Origin of the sequence: Bradyrhizobium sp. BRP22 (assembly GCF_020194175.1) — a bacterium.
Classification (GTDB): Bacteria; Pseudomonadota; Alphaproteobacteria; order Rhizobiales; family Xanthobacteraceae; genus Bradyrhizobium.
In genome coordinates this window covers 1-16165 of the sequence record NZ_JADYVX010000020.1, presented here as the reverse complement: position 1 = coordinate 16165, position 16165 = coordinate 1, and the positions used below count along the sequence as shown (strand labels likewise).

The 16165-nt window shown below is 60.0% G+C and carries 15 protein-coding genes and 2 pseudogenes; 5 read left to right on the top strand and 12 right to left on the bottom strand.

The features are described 5' to 3' along the window. Positions 1-160: 160 nt before the first annotated feature. Positions 161-997 carry a universal stress protein gene (locus I6F35_RS23245; protein ID WP_225119986.1) on the bottom strand — a complete coding sequence of 279 codons (837 nt, stop codon included), beginning with the start codon at positions 995-997 and terminating at the stop codon, positions 161-163. 418 nt (positions 998-1415) lie between these two features. Between I6F35_RS23245 and I6F35_RS23240 the strand changes: the two genes are divergently transcribed. Beyond that, positions 1416-1739, top strand: a complete 324-nt coding sequence (locus I6F35_RS23240) for a c-type cytochrome (RefSeq protein WP_225119985.1) — start codon at positions 1416-1418, stop codon at positions 1737-1739. Here the strand turns inward: I6F35_RS23240 and I6F35_RS23235 are convergent. From I6F35_RS23235 to I6F35_RS23225, 3 genes and pseudogenes are all read right to left on the bottom strand, one after another. Continuing rightward, positions 1736-2059, bottom strand: a complete 324-nt coding sequence (locus I6F35_RS23235; protein WP_225119984.1) for a cytochrome c — start codon at positions 2057-2059, stop codon at positions 1736-1738. The genes I6F35_RS23240 and I6F35_RS23235 overlap by 4 nt on opposite strands. 434 nt (positions 2060-2493) lie before the next feature. Next, positions 2494-3078 (bottom strand): annotated as a pseudogene (locus I6F35_RS23230) (TCP-1/cpn60 chaperonin family protein); the annotation flags it as partial. A 43-nt stretch (positions 3079-3121) separates the two neighbouring features. Then, entirely contained in the window at positions 3122-3277 is a 156-nt protein-coding gene (locus tag I6F35_RS23225) for a hypothetical protein (RefSeq protein ID WP_225119983.1), read from the bottom strand. Between the two features lie 158 nt (positions 3278-3435). Here I6F35_RS23225 and I6F35_RS23220 point away from each other — a divergent pair, with 158 nt between their 5' ends. Beyond that, the gene (locus tag I6F35_RS23220; RefSeq protein ID WP_225119982.1) at positions 3436-3888 is read left to right on the top strand and encodes a pyridoxamine 5'-phosphate oxidase family protein; all 453 of its coding nucleotides are present in this window, start codon (positions 3436-3438) and stop codon (positions 3886-3888) included. A 353-nt stretch (positions 3889-4241) separates the two neighbouring features. On the opposite strand, the gene I6F35_RS23215 is transcribed toward I6F35_RS23220, so the two are convergent. The 3 genes from I6F35_RS23215 to I6F35_RS23205 form a co-directional block, all read right to left on the bottom strand. After that, a complete protein-coding gene (locus tag I6F35_RS23215; protein WP_225119981.1) occupies positions 4242-4931 on the bottom strand; it encodes a helix-turn-helix domain-containing protein in 690 nt (229 codons plus the stop codon). A 288-nt stretch (positions 4932-5219) separates the two neighbouring features. After that, positions 5220-5837 (bottom strand): response regulator FixJ, encoded by a 618-nt coding sequence (fixJ, locus tag I6F35_RS23210; protein ID WP_225119980.1) that lies wholly within the window; start codon positions 5835-5837, stop codon positions 5220-5222. Continuing rightward, positions 5827-6789, bottom strand: coding sequence for a PAS domain S-box protein (locus tag I6F35_RS23205; protein WP_225119979.1), 963 nt, complete (start codon positions 6787-6789; stop codon positions 5827-5829). Before I6F35_RS23205 ends, fixJ begins: the two co-directional genes overlap by 11 nt. A gap of 194 nt (positions 6790-6983) precedes the next feature. On the opposite strand from I6F35_RS23205, the gene I6F35_RS23200 reads away from it, so the two are divergent. Both I6F35_RS23200 and I6F35_RS23195 read left to right on the top strand, forming a co-directional pair. Next, the gene (locus tag I6F35_RS23200) at positions 6984-7415 is read left to right on the top strand and encodes a CBS domain-containing protein (protein ID WP_225119978.1); all 432 of its coding nucleotides are present in this window, start codon (positions 6984-6986) and stop codon (positions 7413-7415) included. Between the two features lie 65 nt (positions 7416-7480). Further along, positions 7481-7846 (top strand): hypothetical protein, encoded by a 366-nt coding sequence (locus I6F35_RS23195; protein ID WP_225119977.1) that lies wholly within the window; start codon positions 7481-7483, stop codon positions 7844-7846. 209 nt (positions 7847-8055) lie between these two features. Here the strand turns inward: I6F35_RS23195 and I6F35_RS23190 are convergent, their stop codons facing one another. Genes I6F35_RS23190 through I6F35_RS23175 form a run of 4 tightly spaced genes read right to left on the bottom strand, consistent with a single transcriptional unit; the run spans position 8056 to position 12585 of the window. Continuing rightward, complete coding sequence (locus I6F35_RS23190) at positions 8056-8727, bottom strand: 3'-5' exonuclease (protein ID WP_225119976.1); 672 nt, start codon at positions 8725-8727, stop codon at positions 8056-8058. Between the two features lies 1 nt (position 8728). Further along, positions 8729-10531 (bottom strand): putative nucleotidyltransferase substrate binding domain-containing protein, encoded by a 1803-nt coding sequence (locus tag I6F35_RS23185; RefSeq protein ID WP_225119975.1) that lies wholly within the window; start codon positions 10529-10531, stop codon positions 8729-8731. A gap of 60 nt (positions 10532-10591) precedes the next feature. Then, on the bottom strand, positions 10592-12283 hold the full coding sequence (locus I6F35_RS23180) for a cation acetate symporter (RefSeq protein WP_225119974.1): 1692 nt from the start codon (positions 12281-12283) through the stop codon (positions 10592-10594). Further along, the gene (locus I6F35_RS23175) at positions 12280-12585 is read right to left on the bottom strand and encodes a DUF485 domain-containing protein (RefSeq protein WP_346283194.1); all 306 of its coding nucleotides are present in this window, start codon (positions 12583-12585) and stop codon (positions 12280-12282) included. The genes I6F35_RS23180 and I6F35_RS23175 overlap by 4 nt, the downstream gene beginning before the upstream one ends. A gap of 663 nt (positions 12586-13248) precedes the next feature. Between I6F35_RS23175 and acs the strand changes: the two genes are divergently transcribed. After that, positions 13249-15228 (top strand): acetate--CoA ligase, encoded by a 1980-nt coding sequence (gene acs, locus I6F35_RS23170; RefSeq protein ID WP_225119973.1) that lies wholly within the window; start codon positions 13249-13251, stop codon positions 15226-15228. Positions 15229-15616: 388 nt separating this feature from the next. On the opposite strand, the pseudogene I6F35_RS23165 reads toward acs, so the two are convergent. After that, positions 15617-15748, bottom strand: a pseudogene (locus I6F35_RS23165) (YeeE/YedE family protein); the annotation flags it as partial. Positions 15749-16165 lie beyond the last annotated feature (417 nt).

Here is a 16165-nt window from a genome sequence, read left to right as displayed (position 1 = left end):
GTCGTAGAGCCTCTCGCGGATCGAGACGAGCAGGTTGATCTACCTCGAGGGGTAGGAACTCCGCCTACAGGGCCGCTCGCATTTCATTGCCGGGCGCCGCAAAGTGGCGTGCGATGGTCGTCGCAATTCAGCGATAGGTCGGCATTCCGATTCGGAAGTATCAGTGCGACATCAGCGTCGGTACCGTCATGCACCGAAGCATTTCACGGGTGACGCCGCCGAGGATCCTTTCCTGCAAACGCGAATGTCCGTAGCCGCCCATCACCAATAGGTCCAGGCTTTGATCCGCCGCAACGGAAAGAATGGCCGGCTGGATTTCAGAATGTCCTGCCGGGAAAGACACGATCCTGGCGGGCAATCCAACGCGCGCCAGATGCCGGACAAGACGCTCGGGGGTGGCCTCGGCCGGAATCGAGCTGGAATTCGTGATGGTGATAATCGTGAGTGCATCTGCCTTGCGGAGCAGCGGCATCGCGTCCCGCAGCGCGCGGCTCGCGAGACGGCCTCCGTCCCAGCAGACTCCGACACGGCGCGCCGAAAATGCGCCGCGGAATGTGTATGGCATGAACAGGACTGGGCCGCCTGCCTGGAACAGGATTTCCATGGAAAGGTCGTTGTCGAACGTGTGGCGCTCAAACTCCGGCTGCAAAGCGACGATCAATTCATGAAGTCGCGCAGCTGCACCGGCGATCGAGAGTGCTTCGGCCGGAATTGCGCTGATCGCGCGGCAGTTGCAGGAAATTCCACCGTTTTTTGCTTCGACCTCGAAGACGCTCATTGCTGTTTGTGCGCGCTCGAGAGCGCGGAGCCGGTTTTCCTCAAACATCATTCCGGTCGCCGGGCCGGCTATTGCGGCCATCGGAATATTGGTGGACTCGTAGCCGATCGCCAATGCATTGACATGGGCGTGGCAGGCCATAGCCAGCGCGACTGAACCGTCGATAACTGGCCGAACCGGACGCTCGGAAGGGACGAGTGCCAGGATGCTCTTGAACATGTCGTTCTTCCCTGGATTTTGCGACCATTCGTACGTAAGTGCAGAGAATTACCGACATATTGATCTAGATCAGAGTGCACTTGGCTTGTCGGCCCAAAGCATTTTTTCCGCTCGAACAAGTTCGGCCTCAGAAGTAATGCTTGCCGTGCGAGTGCGTTGCCGAGACTGTGCCGCCAACTGACGTTTGTTCGACCCTGCGATCGAGCGCTTGCAGCCTTGTTCGATGGGGCTTCTGCACCGTTCTGCCCACTTCGACGGGCGTTACACGCCCAAGGCGAAGCAATCGTTGGTGTAGCAAGCCCGGGGCAGCCGCATGGACGGGCACTTCTCTTAGGATTGATCAATGCTGGACTCGACGTTTCTCGCTCGAATAGGGTCCGAAGGGGGCGCTCCGGCAAGCGACGGAGAGGAGGGAGCGATGCAGCATGAGAATGGAGGGTTCGCAGGCCTTGGCCTCGCTATCCTCTGCCTGTTGATCTCGACAGGTAACCCGGCGACCGCCGACAGCGCCAACGGCCATCGGCTTGCCGAGCGCTGGTGCGCCGAATGCCATGTGATTGCGCCCGGGCAGCAACGAGCCTCCGACACTGTCCCAACCTTCGCTGAGATCGGCGGACGTTTCGACGAGACGGCGCTCGCAACTTTCCTGGCCAGCCCGCATCACTCGCGCATGCCGAACCTCTCGCTCTCGCGCGCCGAGATTGCCGATTTGGTAGCCTACATCAAGGGCTTGGTGCGCTAGTCCCGCAGGCTCAGAATATAGGCCGATACGTCACGAACCTGCTGCGAAGAGAGAATTAGAAGCGGCATGGTGGGATGTGCGTGGGCGGTAAGCCAGAAGTTAAGAGCTGCTGCGGTCATCCCCGGCGTGTTGGCGATTTTTTCGAAGCTCGGTGCTGTCGCGAGGGGCGACTGAGGCTGGCCGGCGCGGACAGCGTGACATGAGGCGCAGACACCAAGTGCAAGCTGACGTCCTTGCCGAATATCACCGATGTGCTGTGCCTGAACTGCGGTACCCGCAGCAAGAGCGCCGAACAAGGATGAGATGATGAACACACGCATTATAGCTGCTGTTTAATCAAGTGTGAGTACGGCAAGTAGGAGCCGAAATATTTCCCATCCCGCCGCCACCAGTAGCGTTCCAATGATGAGAAGCCGGCCATACCAGGAGACGGTAGGGCCACTTCGACGACGTTGCCGCGGCGAGAACGTCCCCGGCGTCGTATGATCGTGAGGGGTGCCGTTCCGCTGCTGGCTCTGGCAGAGCCTGCATCAGCCGATCTCGGATCTGCCCGTAGCCGTAGGCGATTCATCTCCTCGTCGTCCCGCTAAGCCGTCTCGTGAACCATAAGAAACTTCGCATTCGAGAGCGCGCGTGGTTTTGACAAGGATCAAGCTGCCGGCCATGGAACGAGGCAGCGCGCATGGGCACCCTTGAGGGGGGGGAGGGGCCAACGGCCTCGACGACCGAGCCTCGCGGGGATCGCCGGCAAGAATCAGATCGCAAGCTCCGGCTCTGTCGCCCGCTCTCTCTTGGCCTCGGGTATTTCGGTCATGATAGCCTCAGTAAGCAGCAATACGCTCGCGACCGAAACCGCGTTCTCCAGCGCCGTTCGAACCACCTTTACAGGGTCGATGATGCCGGCCTCGACAAGGTCGACATACTCCTTGCGCGCGGCGTCGAAGCCAAAGTTGCCTTGGCCGGCCATCATCTTCGCCACTACCATGCCCCAATCGACCGCGGAATTCTCTGCAATCTGACGCGCGGGCGTCTCGAGTGCTCGCTTCAGAATACTGACGCCGGTCTTTTCGTCACCATGGCAGGCATCCTCCTCAATACCGATCGCCCCGATGCACTTCAGAAGCGCAAGGCTGCCACCAGGCACAATGCCTTCGGCCACTGCTGCCTGAGTGGAACTGATGGCTTCATCCAGCGCCTCCTTCTTGGACTTCATCCCGGCTTGGGTGGGAGCGCCCACGCGGATGACGGCAACGCCGCCGGACAATTTGGCAAGCCGCTCCTCAAGTTTCTCGCGGTCATAATCGCTCGACGTCTTCCCGATCTCACGACGGATCTGCTGAAGCCGCGAGCAGAAGGAGCGCGCCCGGAACGACGAGCCCATCCTAGAACACGGCAATTACGGTCACTGCCTGGGCGAAAAGCTTCAGGTCGCGCACTTGCCGCGAACGCATATCAGAGACGAAGACGCCGACGAGGCCGGCCGACATGAGCATGAGGCCGAGCAGATGGGCAAAGCGCAGTAGCAGGTAGGCGTCCATTGCACACTTCGTCACCGAGCACGCCTTACGCGAACGTTTGACTTACGCGCGCGAGTTTCAAAATGTCTCATTGCAGCCGAGGAAACGTTGAGATTCCTCAAAGACGCCTGTTCCGTCGCCGCTAGGGTTTCGACAATTTTGCGACGTGGAGGCGATCGATGGATGAGTCATTCCGACGGAAAATCCTTGCGCTGCTCGATCAACACCGCACCATGAGAATTGCAACGCTCCGGCCGGACGGGTGGCCGCAGGTGACCACCGTGGGATATGCGAACGATGGCTTTGCGATCTACTTCCTGTGCGGCCCGGACAGTCAAAAAGCGTCGAATCTGGCGCGCGACGACCGCGTGTCACTGGCGATCGATGACGATCCCGCCCAGGTGATGGACATCACCGGCCTATCCATGGCGGCGCGGGCAAACGTCGTGATCGACCCTGCCGAAGCCGAAAAGGCCATGTCGCTCCTGATGTCGCGGTACCCGGACCAGAAGGGCGTCGGCCTACCGATACCGAAACCTTCCGAGGTCCGCATCTTCCGCCTGATCCCGACGGTCATCTCTGTGCTCGACTACTCCAAGGGATGTGGGCACACCGACCTCGTCGCTTGCTGAAGACACTCCGGGGTGTCGCTGATCGAGCCGAGTGCGCACGCGATCGATCTCGCCAAGCGAAAGTTTTGCGAGATGCGCGGGGTTCATGACTGGACCTTGCATGCCGACCGGCTTGAGGTGAAGCCCGCCGACTTTCCATCGTAGAAGATGGGAGTTCCGCCGCATCCCTTGTCGAACTGCGCGATAGTTTGATGGGCCGGTCCTACCTGGGGGGCGAGCTATGAGCAGCAGAAACACGAGCGCATCTTGTGAGCATAGTACAGGAGGTCCGTCGGCATTGATCGCGACGAGTTGAGATCGCTTCTTGGCACCAATGGCGCGAGAAATGAGCCGCCCTTGATGGCTGGTGCCGGTCAGATATCCATATTGCGCAGGCGCTGGCGGTTGCGCAGGACGATCTGCCGGGCGCCGGAAAAGCCGAGTACGCCTTCGTCGTTCAACTGCGATAGCGCGCGGGAGACGGTCTCCAGTGTCAGTCCGAGATAGTCGCCGATGTCGCGGCGGCACATCGGCAGCGCCATCATGCCGGCGACCGCAAGGCGGCGATCCATTTCCAGGAGGAAGGTCGCGACCCGCTCCATCGCACTCTTGCGCCCGAGCAGCAGCATGTGCTCTTCGGCATGCTTGAGGTCATCAGTGGTCATGGTCCAAAGCTTGTGGGCAACCTGGACGTCGGTGCCGGCGGCCTGTTCGAGGCTGCGGCGCTTCACCAGGCGCACGGTGGTGTCGATGACGGCTTCGGCCGCCAGGCGGTGCTTCGTGCCGGATTCCAGCCCGAACACGTCGCCGGGCAAATGGAACGCGCCGATCTGGCGACGGCCGTCGGACAGCAGCTTGTAGGTGCGTACGGCGCCGCGGACGATCTGGTAGATATATTCTGCCGGCTCGTCCTCGCCATAGATCTCCCCGTCCTTGCGGTAGGTGAACTCGGTGGCGATCAGGCCGGCAAGGCCCGCGAGGCCACTGAACGGTTTAGAGGGGACAAATGCGCCGGGAGTAGGCCTGTTGATGCTGACGGAAAGGGAGGTCGATTGGGTGAGCATGTGAGCCATCTCCTCTGCAGCGGATGGCCCGTTGGTAAACGGAAGAACGGAGCCCGACAATTTCGCTAGATGCCTTAGGGGCAAGCCACTACGTAGAATCCCGGAGGCGAGTGATTATAGCGTGGCCCCGCGTAAGTCGCGGTTGACCGCATGCCTGATATGGACAGAAAGGCTACCTCGACATGCCACTTGACCAGCACATCGCGGATGTCGGCAGCAGCTGCCCTCTTCGGGATCGACGCGTCCAGGCAGCGAATAAAGCCTTCCGACGCGGGCAACTTGATCAGGTCAATCTTTCAGGGCGCCGGCCTGCATGGCGAGACGGACCAGTTCCGATAGGCTGGAAGCCTGCATCTTGGTCATCACATTGGCCCGGTAAACCTCGATGGTGCGGGGGCTAATATTGTAGTCGCGCGCGATCATCTTGTTGGAAAGCCCGGCCACCAGGCCGTCCATCACCTGGCGCTCTCGGGGACTGAGCGAAGCGATGCGGGCTGCGACGTCCTGCATCATCGCCTCATCGCGGGCGCCGGCCTCGGCCTGCAGCAGCGCGGCGTCGATCATCGCGACCAGGCGGTCGTCCTCGAATGGCTTTTCCAGGAAATCGATCGCGCCGAGCTTCATGGCTTCAACGGCCAAGGGAATGTCGCCATGGCCGGTCATGATGATGACGGGAAGCGTGGCGCGGTTCGCCTTGATGCGCTTCAGCAGCTCTATGCCGTCGATGCCGGGCATGCGGATGTCCGCGACCACGCAACCGAACTCGATTGTGGAAAGTTGATCCAAAAATGTTTGCGCCGAATCGAACAGGCTGACCTCGAAGTCCGCGGCATCGAGTAAGAATTGCAGCGAATCTCGCATCGCCTCGTCGTCGTCGATGACGTAGGCCTTTCCTCTAGGTGCCATCTGTCAAACTCTCGTCATGGACAGCCGGCAGCGTGAAGCGAAACGTCGCGCCGCGGGCCTCGTTAGACTCGGCCCACATCCGCCCGCCATGGGCCTCGATGATGGAGCGGCTGATCGATAGGCCTACTCCCATGCCGGTCTCCTTGGTTGTGAAGAAGGTCTTGAACAGGTTCTTCCCCACATCAGCAGGGAATCCGTGCCCGGTGTCGAACACCGAGACTTCAACCATGCCATAGTCGACCGGCCGGTTCGATGCGATCAGCTCCGGCATCAGCATGCTGACATTCCGGCCGATCGCCTCTTGCTCGTGATAGCCGAACTGCCGTTCCGTCGCGCTCGAGAAGAACTGCATGATGGCTCGGCCGTCGATCACGATCATCGCGTCGGGGATCGTCTCCAGGATCGATTGTAGATGCCCCTCGCGCGTAAGCAGGTCCTCCTCAAGCCGCTTCTCGCCATCGATGTCGAGCACGACGCCCGCGAGACGCAAGGGCGTGCCGTCCTTATCCCGGATGAGGCTGCCGCGGGCGCGGACCCAGTGACTACGGCCGTCTTCCCGTTTCAGCCGACAAGCGAGGTCAAAAGAAGCGCCAGGCTCGACCGAACCGGAGATCGTCTGTTTGGCCCGCTCGCGGTCGTCAGGCTCAAGGAGCGACAGGAACAGGTCATGCGTGACTGGGGCGCTATCAGATACGCCAAACAGCTTTCGCGCGGTATTCGACCAGAACAACTCCCGGGTGGACAGATCTGGATCCCAGCCGCCGATGCCGGCGCCCTCTGCCCCCCGCCGAAAGCACTGATCGTGGGTGGCGGCGTCGGCTGGTGAGGAAGCCAAACTGGTCAAGGGTTTATCCACTTCGGTAGCGCTGGGTCGGCGGTTCCCAATTATGATCCGATGACCTGTTCTGCTCAAGGGAAGAGGCGCCGTCCTTATGGCGCTGCGTTGCAGCATTGGCGGCTGTCAGGCCCGAGTTCTTGAGCCCGCTCCTGTCCGAGGTCGCCGCATGCAACGCCAAGCTGGCGACGCAATGCAGCTCCCTGTCTCACCCAAGGCCGCAGTCCCGCTGAGCGCTGCCGTTGATCTCCCTCAACATCTTTCCGCGCGGCATTGCTTTAATCGATCGCTAACGAGCGCGAGGATCCACCTTGTACAAATTCCTCCAGCAGATCGTTGCCGACTATATGACGCGCGCGCCGAGCACGGTCACGCGTGACATGACAATGCGCGAGCTAGGCGAGCTCTTTGAGGAGGAAGACTTCAACGCCTATCCCGTCACCGATGGCGGTCAGGTTCTCGGCATCGTCTCGAAGTTCGACTACCTATCCTGCTTCGTCTTCACGCCGACGCGTATGATTCCGCGTTATCGCGATCTAATGCAGCGCAGGGTGGCTGACGTGATGACGTCGGAATTCATCTACGTTGTGCCGGAAACCAGACTGACGCGGGTGCTCGAGCTGATGGTCAAATACCGCCTGCGCAGCATGCCCGTGCTTAACGCGAACCAGCGGCTTGCCGGCATCATTTCCCGGAAAGATGTCATGCGCGCCCTGCAGGAGTCTGTCGCTGTGCAATCCTGATCAAGTTGAATGTGATCGGGTGCCGGATACGCCTAGAGAAACCATGATTACCGGAGGGCTTGCTTATGACTGAACAGTCTGAACGGGATGCCGCGGCTAAGCCACTCGCGACCGATGCCATTTCGGGATTTACGAAGGCGAACAAGTATGCGTTTTCTCTGTTAGAGGGCACCGGGAATGCATTATTCGACGAGATGCTGTTTGTTGGGAACGAGATCGTCGATCGTGCGGTCGCGGAGACGGCAATCTTCAACGAATTTCTTTCCAAACTGGCGGAGGCGCACTCGGTTAGGGATCTTGGAGCGATGTACCAGGAGTGCACCAGGCATCAACTCGATTTCATCCGGCGGGATACAGAACGTCTCCTCAAACATAGCCAACGCGTGATCGACAACACTGCAAAGCTAGTCGAAACGTGGCAGCAAAACTGAGTCGACCGGTGTGCGGACATGAGCCCGGCCCAAGCACTCGGCAGCCCAGCACCACGGAAAGGATCGCCGACTCCCTCGAAGCGTTTTGAATTTGCCTTCGGAATCGGTCAGCGAGTTGCTCACCGCTACAGCCAGAGTTAATGCACAAGCGGCAAACGAGCCAAAGCCTCGTTGGCCCAGTTGAGTTTTCGCGCGGATATCGTAGATCCTTATGCGCCGGTCGGATCAAAAACAGCATGCGTGCGCAGGCGCGGGATGCGTATTCCTCTCTCCTTCATGTCACGCAACAAGACATACATCATCGCAGTCATCAACGCGTCGTTGAAGGCGTCGTGTTGAGCGAGAGGTGGGATGTTAAGATCCTTGAGAAGTGCAGCAAACGACAGATCGATCGATGTATTAGGCGGCGCATCGCCGTATTTGCGTTCGTAGTAGAGCTTGGAGACCTCGATGCGCGAATTCGGCAGTTCGATCCCGATAAAGGGAAGGACATACTTGTCCAGCATGGCGATATCAAAATCGAGGTAATACCCGACGAGTGGCCGCCCGCGGACGAAATGCAGGAAGCTCGGCAGCGCCTTCCAAATCAGCGGCCCCTGCGCAACGTCGGCCTGACGCAGGCGATGCACCTTGATCGCCTCGGCCCGCATACCGGCTTCGGGGCGCACGGTCGCCTCGAAGTGTTCGCTGGTCAGTATACGGTTGCCTCGTATCTTGATCGCGGCGATGGTTATGATGTCGTCGGTCCGCACATTTAGCCCTGTGGTCTCGCAATCGATCGCGACAACTTCATCTGCGGAGCCGCGCTCGAACATGAACCGGTACGACTGATCCCCGATTGACGCTTGATGGAACAGGCGTTTGATCGCGCGGGGGATCACGTCAAAACACGTCGAGCTTGAAGTGACGGTGAATGAACTCGCGAAACTGTTTCACGACATGAAATGCATCGCGCAGGAGGTCACGCTCCATGCTGGACAACGACGACGGCCGCACAAGGGTACCTGAGGTGCCGGCTGACGCTGCCAGTTGCCCATCGAGCCTCAGCATCAGCATGAACTGGAAGGCCTGGCTCAGCTCGCGAGCGAAGTCTGCATGCAGCACACCGATGTCGCGCAGGCGCACAATTCGCTTGTCGGTGGCGGTCTCCATCAATCCATGCTCGAGGGCAAGGCTGCGAACGCCGTGCACAATCGGGAAGATGCCGCCCTTCTTAAGGTCCAGCGCGTCGCCATTGCCTGCAGATGTGACCAGGCTCTTGAAGAGACCGATTGGTATGGCGAAAGCATCGATCGCGTGCGCGAAATGGGCCAGAAAGGCCTGCTCTCCGCGGACCACCTCGATTAGTGTGGCCTTGGCCTTGGTCAGCAGCTCTGCGTCGCCGGCGACGGCCCGGGCATCATAGAGGATGGCGACGTTCAAGTGGGAGGTGTTGTCGGGCAGCACCATCCAGTTGCGAAAATCCGCGAGAAATTCGGAGAGTGGCTTCGACCATGCCGGATTGCTCACCATCACGTTCCCCGGGCAGGGTGGAAAACCAAAGCTCGACAGCGCGCCGGAAAAATCAGCTCGAAACGCGTCCAGTTTCGTCTCATCGACCGGTTCGGACAGGATAAGACCGTTATCCTGGTCGGTGCGAACGGTCTGCTCGCCGCGGCCCTCGCTGCCCATGACGATAAGGCAACCGCTGGTACGAAACTCGGCTGGCGCCACCATCTCGAACAATCTGGAAAAGAGGCGGTGATTTAGATCGGAGATGATCTCGCCAATCAGCTCAACACCGACGCCTTGGCGGCGCAGCGTGCGCACTTGCGCCGCTGTTTCGCGCGCCGCGACCGCTAGATCATCCTGGGTCGAAGCACGCTCAATGCGGCCCGCGACGACCTGGGCGCTGCCGGCAAGGAAGCCCAGCACGTCGATATCATCGAGGATGCCGACAAGGCGCGCGCCGTCGTGAACAGCGACCCGTCGCTTGTTGAGCTTGGTCATGAGCACAAGCGCCGAGGAGACGAAATCATCCGATCGCAGCGTTACCAGGTCGAAGTGCGCGAGTTCGCGCACGGGCGTTTGGATCGATTGGCGACGCAACACCACCGCCTTGGACAGGTTCATGCCTGTGATGATGCCGATTCGTTCGCCGTCGCGAACGAACAATGCGTTGCTATCGATCTCGTGCATCATGTGGCCTGCGGCCTCGATGGTATCGCCTGCATCAATGAAGACGGCGGGATGCAGGAACAGCTCCGAGATCCGCGAACGCATCAACGAACCGTAACGCAGCTCCTCCTCGTCGCGGACGAATTCGTCCAGCTTGCGCGATATGTCGCGGTAGAAAAACGAAGCAAATCGCGGATTGCTCTGGATCAGGCCGAGTATCGCGGCTTTCGGAGCGGCGTAGCAGAGGGTCTCCTCGCGAGCGAGAAAGGCGTGTCCGCTCTTGCCATGGACGAGGGCGCGGCTATCGAAGCTGTCTTTGGGGCCGAGCAGCGCCAGCAGGTCGCCGCCGTCCCGCTCCTCGATCGTGCCCTTGATGACGACGTAGAGAGTATCGGAAGGTGTGTCTTGGCTGATAATCGTCTCGCCCGGGCGGAAATAGGCGATATCGAGCGTCGCACGAAGCGTCTCGACCTCTTGCGGCGTCAGACGATCAAAAGGCGGGTTTGCAGCATCGAAAGCCTTGGGCATTGCGCGCTCGAGCCCCCCGGCTTGGAGTATTGCGTAGGCCAGCCTCTCAAGGTCCGGGTCTCAGTGCGCGGTCGCTCCTGCTGCGCCAATTCCGGTCTGGCTACGCACAAACTGTGCGTCGAAGCCATCTCGGTCGACTTTCGCCCGCGCGCTGCGGTCCAGGATCGAGAACAGCCATATGCCGACGAACGCAAGGGTCATCGAGAAAATGGCAGGGTTGTCCAGCCTGACTGGCGCCGATCCCTTGGCAAAACCCAGGGTCACTTCCCACACGGCGGGCGACAGTATAACGCCGATCACGGCACTTGTCAGACCAAGGAAGCCCCCAATCAAAGCGCCCCGCGTGGTGAGACCCTTCCAGAAGATCGACATCACCAGCACCGGAAAGTTGCACGATGCGGCGATGGCGAAGGCGAGGCCAACCATGAAGGCGACATTCTGGTTCTCGAAGATGATGCCAAGAATGATCGCCAGTACGCCGAGAAACAGCGTCGCAATCTTGGAGACGCGAACCTCGTCCTGTTCGTCGGCGTTTCCACCTTTGATCACCATGGCGTAAATATCATGGCTGATAGACGAGGCTCCAGCGAGCGCCAAGCCTGAGACCACTGCGAGAATGGTGGCAAAGGCGACCGCCGAAATGAAGCCGAGGAACAGGTTGCCGCCAACCGCGTCGGCCAAATGGATAGCGGCCATGTTGGAGCCGCCCTTGATGGCGGCGATCCCGCTCTTGGTCTTCTCCAGGATTCCCGCATCGAGGAATGCCAGATCGGTCGAGACGAGCGTGATAGCGCCGAACCCGATAATGAAGGTCAGGATGTAGAAGTAACCAATGAAGCCGGTTGCATAGAACACCGACTTGCGTGCCGCCTGGGCGTCCTTCACCGTAAAGAAGCGCATCAGGATATGCGGCAAGCCAGCGGTACCGAACATCAGCGCCAAGCCCAGCGAAATCGCCGACAATGGGTTGGAAATCAAGCTGCCGGGTTCCATGATCGCGATCTTCTTGGGGTGCACCTCTGTTGCCTTGGCAAATAGCGCTTCGGGGCTGAACCCGAATTCATAAAGTACCGCCCCGGCCATGAACGTTGCGCCGAAAAGCAGCAGCACGGCCTTGATGATCTGCACCCAGGTCGTGGCTTTCATACCGCCAAAGGTCACGTAGATCATCATGAGGCCGCCGACCAGGATCACGGCCATCCAGTATTCGAGGCCAAAGAGCAGTTGGATCAACTTGCCGGCGCCGACCATCTGCGCGATCAGATAGAAGGCGACGGTCACCAGCGAGCCGCACGCGGCCAGGACGCGAATCCGTGTCTGCCCGAGCCGGAAAGAGGCAACGTCGGCAAATGTGAACTTGCCCAGATTGCGCAGTTGTTCGGCAATCAGGAACGTGACGACCGGCCAACCAACGAGCCAGCCGACCGAGTAGATCAGACCGTCGTAGCCGGAGGTGTAGACAAGGCCCGAGATGCCTAGGAACGAGGCCGCCGACATGTAATCGCCGGCGATCGCGAGGCCGTTTTGACCGGCGGTGATTCCGCCGCCCGCGGAGTAGAAATCCGCAGCCGATACCGTCCGCTTTGACGCCCAATAAGTTATGGCAAGGGTCAATAAGACAAAACCGATGAACATGCCAATGGCAGCCCAGTTGACCGCCTGCTTGCTGCCGCCATCGATGGTTCCGGCTGCAAGCGCAAAGGTGGGAAAGCAAACAAGCGATGTCACCAGCAGACAGGAGAGCTTTCTCATGACTGGTTCGCTCCAACAATCTTGCGGATCAGTGGATCATAATTGGAATTGGCCTTGCTGACGTAGATGCCGGTGAGCAAGAACGCCGACACAATGACAAGCAGTCCGATCGGAATGCCGATGGTTATCACGCCTGTCCCGATTGGCGTGCCGAGGAGCTTTGGCGCATAGGCCACAAGGAGGATGAAGCCGAAATAGATGATCAGCATGATCAGCGACAACGTCCAGCCAAGCGACGAGCGGCGGCGAACCAACTCCTGATAATTGGGGTCTTGCTCGATCTTTTCGTAGCTGCTCAACATCCATGGTCCCTTCAGAGTTCGTGGAAGAACTTCGGACCCGCGCAATCTGAGCTGCCACACGGTGTCCATTCGCATATTTCGAAGTCGGGCACATGTAAGCGTGAGCCACGAGTGCTCACGACAAAGCGACACTACGTATGTACGAGCAAGCAGCGAGCGCCTTGACCCAGATCAATATGCCGGCCAGTGCAGGTTCTCGCTTCCCAAGCATCACGTCATCCGGCGAGATCGTCGCGTGTTGAGATCTTTGTCGCGAGCTTTGGCGGGCTGCGTATGAACAGGGCGATAGTCGGGGGCCGAGTGCGGGTGGTTCATGTGAATCGACCAGAAGTTCGCGAAATTGCCGACGTCAAGAAGTCGAATGCATCATTGGCCGTGAGGTCGAGCGGGTCTGCGCAGTATTATCGCGCGGGAAGAGGGGCCTTGCTCGAAGCAAACCCTTTAGCTTTCGCGCTTGACAAAGATCAAGCCAGCCTCCGTCGCGTAGCCGTATAGGAATGCGAGAGCAGAGGTCTGATAGCGTAAGGCCGCTTGCCGGTCGTTCGCCGTGGAAGGCTGAAGTGCCTTTAGGAATCCGACAAAAGAGCGCGGACTGAAACCGTGCCCGCAGGATGAAGAGATTATCCGCCAGTCAACTAGTTAGCGGTCATGGGAGGATTTCTGATGAACACGAAAGGCGCGAACCTCGTTGTACAGGAGAAGACTTACGAGGTATCCGCCGATTGGGCCAAGCGCGCCTATGTTGACGACGCCAGGTACCGGGAGATGTACGGGCGCTCGGTTTCCGACCCCAACGGCTTCTGGGCCGAGCACGGCAAGCGCATCGACTGGATCAAGCCCTACAGCAAGGTCGAGAACGTCTCCTTCGCGCCCGGCAACATTTCGATCAAATGGTTCGAGGACGGCGTGCTCAACGTCGCCTGGAACTGCATCGACCGCCATCTCGAGACCCGCGGCGACCAGACCGCGATCATCTGGGAGGGCGACGATCCCTCGAAGTCCAAGCACATCACCTATCGCGAGCTGCACGACGAAGTCTGCCGGATGGCCAACATCCTGCGCAACCGCAACGTCGAGAAGGGCGACCGCGTCACCATCTATCTGCCGATGATCCCCGAGGCCGCCTATGCGATGCTGGCCTGCGCGCGGATCGGCGCCATCCATTCGGTGGTGTTCGCGGGCTTCTCGCCCGACAGCCTCGCCCAGCGCATCAACGACTGCAAATCCAAGGTGGTCATCACCGCCGACGAAGGATTGCGCGGCGGACGGAAGGTGCCGCTGAAGGCCAATGTCGATGCGGCGCTTTCCCGGACCGAGGGCGTCGACTGGGTCGTCGTGGTCAAGCACACCGGGGCTGCCGTCGACATGAATCCGACCCGCGATTTCTGGTACCACGAGGCGGCGGAGATGGTGACGACGGACTGCCCGTGCGAACCGATGCACGCGGAAGATCCGCTGTTCATCCTCTATACGTCAGGCTCGACCGGCCAGCCCAAGGGCGTGCTGCACACCTCCGGCGGCTATCTCGTGTTCGCGTCGATGACGCATCAATACGTGTTCGACTATCACGATGGCGACGTCTACTGGTGCACCGCCGACGTCGGCTGGGTGACGGGTCACAGCTACATTCTCTATGGGCCGCTGGCGAACGGCGCGACCACGCTGATGTTCGAGGGCGTGCCGAACTATCCGGACAATTCCCGGTTCTGGAATGTCATCGACAAGCACAAGGTCAACATCTTCTACACCGCGCCGACCGCGATCCGCGCCTTGATGCAGGGCGGCGACGAGCCGGTGAAGAAGACGTCGCGCAACAGCCTGAGGCTGCTCGGCTCGGTCGGTGAGCCGATCAATCCGGAAGCCTGGGAATGGTATTACCGCGTGGTCGGCGACAGCCGCTGCCCGATCGTCGACACCTGGTGGCAGACCGAGACCGGCGGCATCCTGATCACCCCGCTGCCCGGCGCCACCAAGCTCAAGCCCGGCTCGGCGACGCGGCCGTTCTTCGGCGTGGTGCCGGAGATCGTCGATGCCGAGGGCAAGGTGCTGGACGGCGAGGCGACCGGCAATCTCTGCCTGGTCAAATCCTGGCCCGGCCAGATGCGCACCGTCTATGGCGATCACGCCCGTTTCGAGCAGACCTATTTCTCGACCTACAAGGGCAAGTATTTCACCGGCGACGGCTGCCGGCGCGACGCCGACGGCTATTACTGGATCACCGGCCGTGTCGACGACGTCATCAACGTCTCCGGCCACCGCATGGGCACTGCCGAGGTCGAGAGCTCGCTGGTGGCGCATGCGGCGGTCTCCGAAGCCGCCGTGGTCGGCTATCCCCACGACATCAAGGGCCAGGGCATCTACGCCTATGTCACGCTGATGGCGGGCACGCAGCCGAGCGAGGAGTTGCGCAAGGAGCTGGTCGCCTGGGTCCGCAAGGACATCGGTCCGATCGCCTCCCCCGACCTGATCCAGTTCGCGCCGGGCCTGCCCAAGACCCGCTCCGGCAAGATCATGCGCCGCATCCTGCGCAAGATCGCCGAGGATGAACCGTCAAGCCTCGGCGACACCTCGACGCTGGCCGATCCCGCCGTGGTCGATGATCTCGTCAAGAACCGGCAGAACAAGAAGGGTGCGTCGGTGTAGTTGTGTGGCCAAGCAGTATCAAGCCGAAGATCAGAAACCCGCAACGGAGATGATGCAATGAGCATTGTTCTTTTGGCGCCGCCTGGATCTAGGTCGCATTCTCAATCGAGCCAAAGAAGCAAGGACGAACGGCCACGCTGTGAGAGCAGACGACACGAAAGACGCATTGAAGGTTCGTCTGGAAGAATACCGTAGGCAAACTGAGCCGCTCATCGATTACTATCGCACGAATGGCATTCTCAAGAGCATTGATGGCTTACAACCAATAAATAGCGTGGCGACTTCACTCTTCGAAGCTCTCAACGTGGGTACTTAAGGCGGGTCCCGTTGTTCTCCCGGCTTCGCTCACTTCACTTGCGTGATCATCCTGTTTGGCCGCGCGTTCTTTCTGATTAGTTCCCTCGGGTAACCGCAATGACAACGGCTCGATCAAGAGCACGCGGAGCATCCCCGTCACGCCGCGCATGGTCGGCCGCGCCGCGAGGCTGAGTATGAGAAAGACGACAATGGCGCGCAGGTCGCTGTTCGACGCCAAACGCCAGCCTGCTCCAGTTTAGGGTGATGGTCGGGCCTTGCCATTCCGGCTGGAGCGATGTCGTCATCGTTTAGAGTTTCTGCGCAACGTCAATGGGAAATCGCGTCTTCGTTCGTCACGCTATCCCGCCGGCCTTTGACATCGCTCAATGCGGCACTTGGGCAACGTTATAAAGTTCCACCAACTACCCCAAAGAGGGTGCCGGCTCCCTTGTCGCGAGCGGTTCAGGGAGTAGGAGCCCCCGGGGTGTGTGTTTCTGAGGAGGCTCAAATGTATACCCACGTTCTGGGAGTTACGATATCTGCGCTCATTCTGGCGTATGGTGCTGGCGATGCGATTGCACAGGATCGAATGGCGCCCGAGTCAGGCCAGCAAACGCATTCCCATATCACGGGCGAAGGA

Excerpts from the sequence above, each read along its gene's own strand:
- I6F35_RS23195 (WP_225119977.1), top strand. The coding sequence starts at position 7,481 with ATGACTGAACAGTCTGAACGGGATGCCGCGGCTAAGCCACTCGCGACC.
- I6F35_RS23175 (WP_346283194.1), bottom strand. The coding sequence starts at position 12,585 with ATGTTGAGCAGCTACGAAAAGATCGAGCAAGACCCCAATTATCAGGAG.
- I6F35_RS23180 (WP_225119974.1), bottom strand. The coding sequence starts at position 12,283 with ATGAGAAAGCTCTCCTGTCTGCTGGTGACATCGCTTGTTTGCTTTCCC.
- I6F35_RS23215 (WP_225119981.1), bottom strand. The coding sequence starts at position 4,931 with ATGCTCACCCAATCGACCTCCCTTTCCGTCAGCATCAACAGGCCTACT.
- I6F35_RS23205 (WP_225119979.1), bottom strand. The coding sequence starts at position 6,789 with ATGCTGCAACGCAGCGCCATAAGGACGGCGCCTCTTCCCTTGAGCAGA.
- I6F35_RS23245 (WP_225119986.1), bottom strand. The coding sequence starts at position 997 with ATGTTCAAGAGCATCCTGGCACTCGTCCCTTCCGAGCGTCCGGTTCGG.
- I6F35_RS23235 (WP_225119984.1), bottom strand. The coding sequence starts at position 2,059 with ATGCGTGTGTTCATCATCTCATCCTTGTTCGGCGCTCTTGCTGCGGGT.
- acs (WP_225119973.1), top strand. The coding sequence starts at position 13,249 with ATGAACACGAAAGGCGCGAACCTCGTTGTACAGGAGAAGACTTACGAG.
- I6F35_RS23225 (WP_225119983.1), bottom strand. The coding sequence starts at position 3,277 with ATGGACGCCTACCTGCTACTGCGCTTTGCCCATCTGCTCGGCCTCATG.
- I6F35_RS23220 (WP_225119982.1), top strand. The coding sequence starts at position 3,436 with ATGGATGAGTCATTCCGACGGAAAATCCTTGCGCTGCTCGATCAACAC.
- I6F35_RS23185 (WP_225119975.1), bottom strand. The coding sequence starts at position 10,531 with ATGCCCAAGGCTTTCGATGCTGCAAACCCGCCTTTTGATCGTCTGACG.
- fixJ (WP_225119980.1), bottom strand. The coding sequence starts at position 5,837 with ATGGCACCTAGAGGAAAGGCCTACGTCATCGACGACGACGAGGCGATG.
- I6F35_RS23240 (WP_225119985.1), top strand. The coding sequence starts at position 1,416 with ATGCAGCATGAGAATGGAGGGTTCGCAGGCCTTGGCCTCGCTATCCTC.